Source organism: Microbacterium sp. ISL-103 (assembly GCF_018613995.1).
Taxonomy (GTDB): domain Bacteria; phylum Actinomycetota; class Actinomycetes; order Actinomycetales; family Microbacteriaceae; genus Microbacterium.
In genome coordinates, this window is sequence record NZ_JAGGPD010000260.1 from 1 (window position 1) to 3,633 (window position 3,633).

Annotated in this window: 4 protein-coding genes; 2 read left to right on the forward strand and 2 right to left on the reverse strand. The window is 68.5% G+C overall.

The features are described from left to right. Together J7E68_RS10335 and J7E68_RS10340 are read left to right on the forward strand one after the other, a co-directional pair. Positions 1-509: lysoplasmalogenase family protein (locus J7E68_RS10335; protein ID WP_215172298.1), on the forward strand; the 509-nt coding region annotated here is incomplete at its 5' end. Further along, the gene (locus tag J7E68_RS10340; protein WP_215172300.1) at positions 509-895 is read left to right on the forward strand and encodes an RNA-binding S4 domain-containing protein; all 387 of its coding nucleotides are present in this window, start codon (positions 509-511) and stop codon (positions 893-895) included. The genes J7E68_RS10335 and J7E68_RS10340, both read left to right, overlap by 1 nt. A gap of 97 nt (positions 896-992) precedes the next feature. On the opposite strand, the gene J7E68_RS10345 is transcribed toward J7E68_RS10340, so the two are convergent. Further along, positions 993-1,937 carry an NUDIX domain-containing protein gene (locus J7E68_RS10345; RefSeq protein WP_215172302.1) on the reverse strand — a complete coding sequence of 315 codons (945 nt, stop codon included), beginning with the start codon at positions 1,935-1,937 and terminating at the stop codon, positions 993-995. A 203-nt stretch (positions 1,938-2,140) separates the two neighbouring features. Beyond that, the coding region (gene der / locus J7E68_RS10350; protein ID WP_251048873.1) for a ribosome biogenesis GTPase Der at positions 2,141-3,633 on the reverse strand (1,493 nt) is incomplete at its 5' end.

A 3,633-nucleotide genomic window follows, 5' to 3' on the forward strand; every position in this document is an offset into this window, starting at 1 on the left:
TCCGGAAGATACGTTCGCGCGCCGCACTCGTGCTGATCTTCGCGGCGATCGTCTTCTCCTGGCTGGGCGACAGCGCGGGAGCACTGTTCCCCTCGGCCCCTGAAGTGCCGCTCATGCTGCTCTTCTTCGGCATCGCGCATCTGGCATATATTCTGCTCTTCGTCCGACACCTCGCCGTGCGACGAATGCCGTGGTGGGCGCTCGCATATGCCGCATGGTGGGTCGCGATGCTGGTGTTCCTGGGGCCGAACACCGGCGGGTTGTTCTTTGCCGTCGCGATCTACGGCCTCGTCCTCGGCGCGACCGCCGCTTTGGCGACACGGTGTCATCCACTTGTCGCGACGGGCGCGGCGTTCTTCCTCGCGAGCGACACGCTGTTGGCGTTCCGACTCTTCCTGCCCGACTCGCTCCCTGCGTGGGGCAGCCCGGCCATCATGGCGACCTATACGATCGGGCAGGGGCTGATCATCGCCGGAGCCCTGATCGTGTTGAGGAAGCGAGACGCCTGATGGCTGATGCTGCACGGGTCGACAGCTGGCTCTGGGCGATCCGGGTCTACAAGACGCGATCCGCCGCCACCACCGCATGCCGCGCCGGGCATGTGAGAGTCAACGGCGACAAGGTGAAGGCCGCTCAGCACATCCGAGTCGGCGATGAACTCCGGGTGAGGATCGCCGGCTTCGATCGGATCCTGTTCGTTCGCCAGCTGCTCGTCAAGCGCGTCGGCGCACCCCTCGCCGCGCTGGCGTACGAAGACCGCACGCCGGAACGTGAGCCGCAGGCGGCTCTCGGACTCCGCGATCGCGGTGCCGGTCGTCCCACGAAGCGCGAGCGCCGCGACATCGACAAACTGCGCGGGCGCGCGGCAGAGGATGACGGTATGTTCCTCGACTGAGCCTGGAATCATTCTCGTCGAGCGCATAGACGTGCACGACAGCGACGTCTCCGAGAGCGCGACCCGCCGCGACGGCGAGTCATGTTCGTCTGATCAGTCAGTGAGCACCATCGAGGACTCCGAGAAGCCATCCGGCTGACCGCACCTGGGCAGCTCCCGCCGCCGCGACCCGGTTCTGCAGTTCGCGGTCGCTCGTCACGGCGATCACGCGCTCTCCGGCGTGGACGCGCCGCTCGACCTCTAGGAGTATCGCGTCGTCTCCGGCCGCATCCGCTCTCACCACCGCAACCCCGCCGGCAGGCAGCACCTCGGGCACCTCCTGGTCGTGCTCCGACGACCGGTCGGCGATCCCCCGCGCCTGTCCTTCGACGACCAGAGCGACCTCGGGAAACCAGGCCGTACCGCCGATCTCGAGATCCGATGCCGTCAGAGACACCCCATCGAGCCGATCGGCCAGCCGGGATGCCGCGCCCGCACGGTCCTTCCACCATCCGTCGGGCACCGACCCGACGACGTTCGCGGCGTCGACCACCAGAGACGGACGCAACGACAGGAGTTCTCGCAGCACCGGCCACGCCGCACCGAACCCCGGATGCAGTGGCCGGGAATCGACGTCATCCACGGCGACCCACTCGAGCGCCACGCTCTCGGGGTCGCTGATCACCGGTTCGAACGGCTTCACGACGTCGGCGATCACGGTCGTGTACGCCCAGATGTCGAGGTCCAGCACACTGGTGAACCGCGGGCGCACAGCCCCGTCAGGAACCCCCGCTTCCTCCTGCGCCTCACGCACGGCACCGACGATCGCGGACTCCCCCTGGTGCAGGGCACCACCGGGCAGTCCCCAGGTGCCGCCGAAGTGGCTCCACGACACACGATGCTGCAGCAGGATGCCGCGGTCGGGGTCGAATGCGAGCAGGCCCGCGGCGCCGAAACGACCCCAGTACTTCTCCCCCGAGGGCGCGACGACCCAGGCGTCACCCGGGTTTCGCGGCCCCGCAGGACGACGAGGCTCACCAGCGGAAGGAGGTACGACAGTCACCCCTTCAGCCTGTCACAGCATTCGAGCATCGGCACATGCCGGAGACACACACGGGAACAGCGGGACAGTGAACGCGAACGCCGATCAGCGGGCCGCAGCCCGACGCCGTCGCCCCCGGACGCGACAGAGGCCGGAACCCTGCGGATTCGCACGGTTCCGGCCTCGCGTTCACGGTCAGCGCTGACGCTGATCGGCGCTCACGATCAGCGCTGGCGCTTCTCGCGCACTCGCATGTTGATGACGATCGGGGTTCCGTCGAATTCATACAGCTCGCGCAGACGGCGCTGGATGAATCGGCGGTAGCCCGGGTCGAGGAAGCCCGTCGTGAAGAGGACGAACGTCGGCGGGCGGGTCGACGCCTGGGTGCCGAACAGGATGCGCGGCTGCTTGCCACCACGCAGCGGGTGCGGGTGCTCGGCGACGAGCTCGGCGAGGAAGGCGTTGAACTTGCCGGTGGGGATTCGGCGGTCCCAGTTCTCGAGAGCCGTCTCGAGGGCGGGCACCAGCTTGTCGAGGTGACGGCCGGTCTTCGCCGAGATGTTCACGCGCGGGGCCCAGGCGACGTGCGCCAGGTCCTGCTCGATCTCGCGCTCGAGGTAACGGCGGCGATCCGCGTTCTCGAGGTCGTCGTCGTTGAGGCGGTCCCACTTGTTGAACGCGAGCACCAGCGAGCGGCCCGACTCGAGCACGAGGTCGATGATCCGCACATCCTGCTCGCTGATCGTCTCGGACACATCGAGGACGACGACTGCGACCTCAGCCTTCTCGAGCGCGGCCGAGGTACGCAGCGAGGCGTAGAAGTCCGCGCCCTGAGCCATGTGCAAGCGGCGAAGGAGGCCGGCGGTGTCGACGAGGCGCCACAGCTTGCCACCGAGCTCGACGATCTCGTCGACCGGGTCACGGGTGGTTCCGGCGAGGTCGTTCACAACCACACGCTCTTCGCCGGCCGCCTTGTTGAGCAGCGACGACTTGCCGACGTTCGGGCGACCGAGGATCGCCACGCGACGGGGTCCACCGATCTCGGCCTTCGCGACCGCAGAGACATCGGGGAGCTTCTTGAGCAGCGCGTCGAGCAGGTCAGCGACGCCGCGGCCGTGGAGGGCCGAGACCGGGGGCGGCTCGCCGAGGCCCAGGTTCCAGAGCGCGGCAGCTTCAGGCTCCTGACGGGCGTCATCGATCTTGTTGGCGACGAGGAACACCGGCTTGCCGCTCTTGCGCAGCAGCTTGACGACGTGCTCGTCGGTCGACGTCGCGCCGACCATCGCGTCGACGACGAACAGGACGATGTCGGCGAGGTCGATGGCGACCTCGGCCTGCGCGGCGACCGAGCGGTCGATGCCGCGGGCGTCCGGCTCCCACCCGCCGGTGTCGACGAGCGAGAAGCGGCGGTCGGCCCACTCGGCCTTGTACGTGACGCGGTCGCGCGTGACGCCGGGGGTGTCCTCGACCACGGCCTCGCGGCGGCCGAGGATGCGGTTCACGAGCGCCGACTTGCCGACGTTCGGTCGACCGACGATCGCCACGACCGGCAGGGCGGGGAAGAACTGGATCCCGTCCTCGCCCATCGTGATGCCGGCGAGGAGGGCTGCGTCCTCATCGTCCAGATCGTAGTCCGCGAGACCGGCACGCAGCGTCTCGGCACGCGCCTCGGCGAGCTGCTCATCGAGCTGGCCCATCTTCTCGGCGAGCTGGTCGG

Excerpts from the sequence above, each read along its gene's own strand:
- J7E68_RS10340 (WP_215172300.1), top strand. The coding sequence starts at position 509 with ATGGCTGATGCTGCACGGGTCGACAGCTGGCTCTGGGCGATCCGGGTC.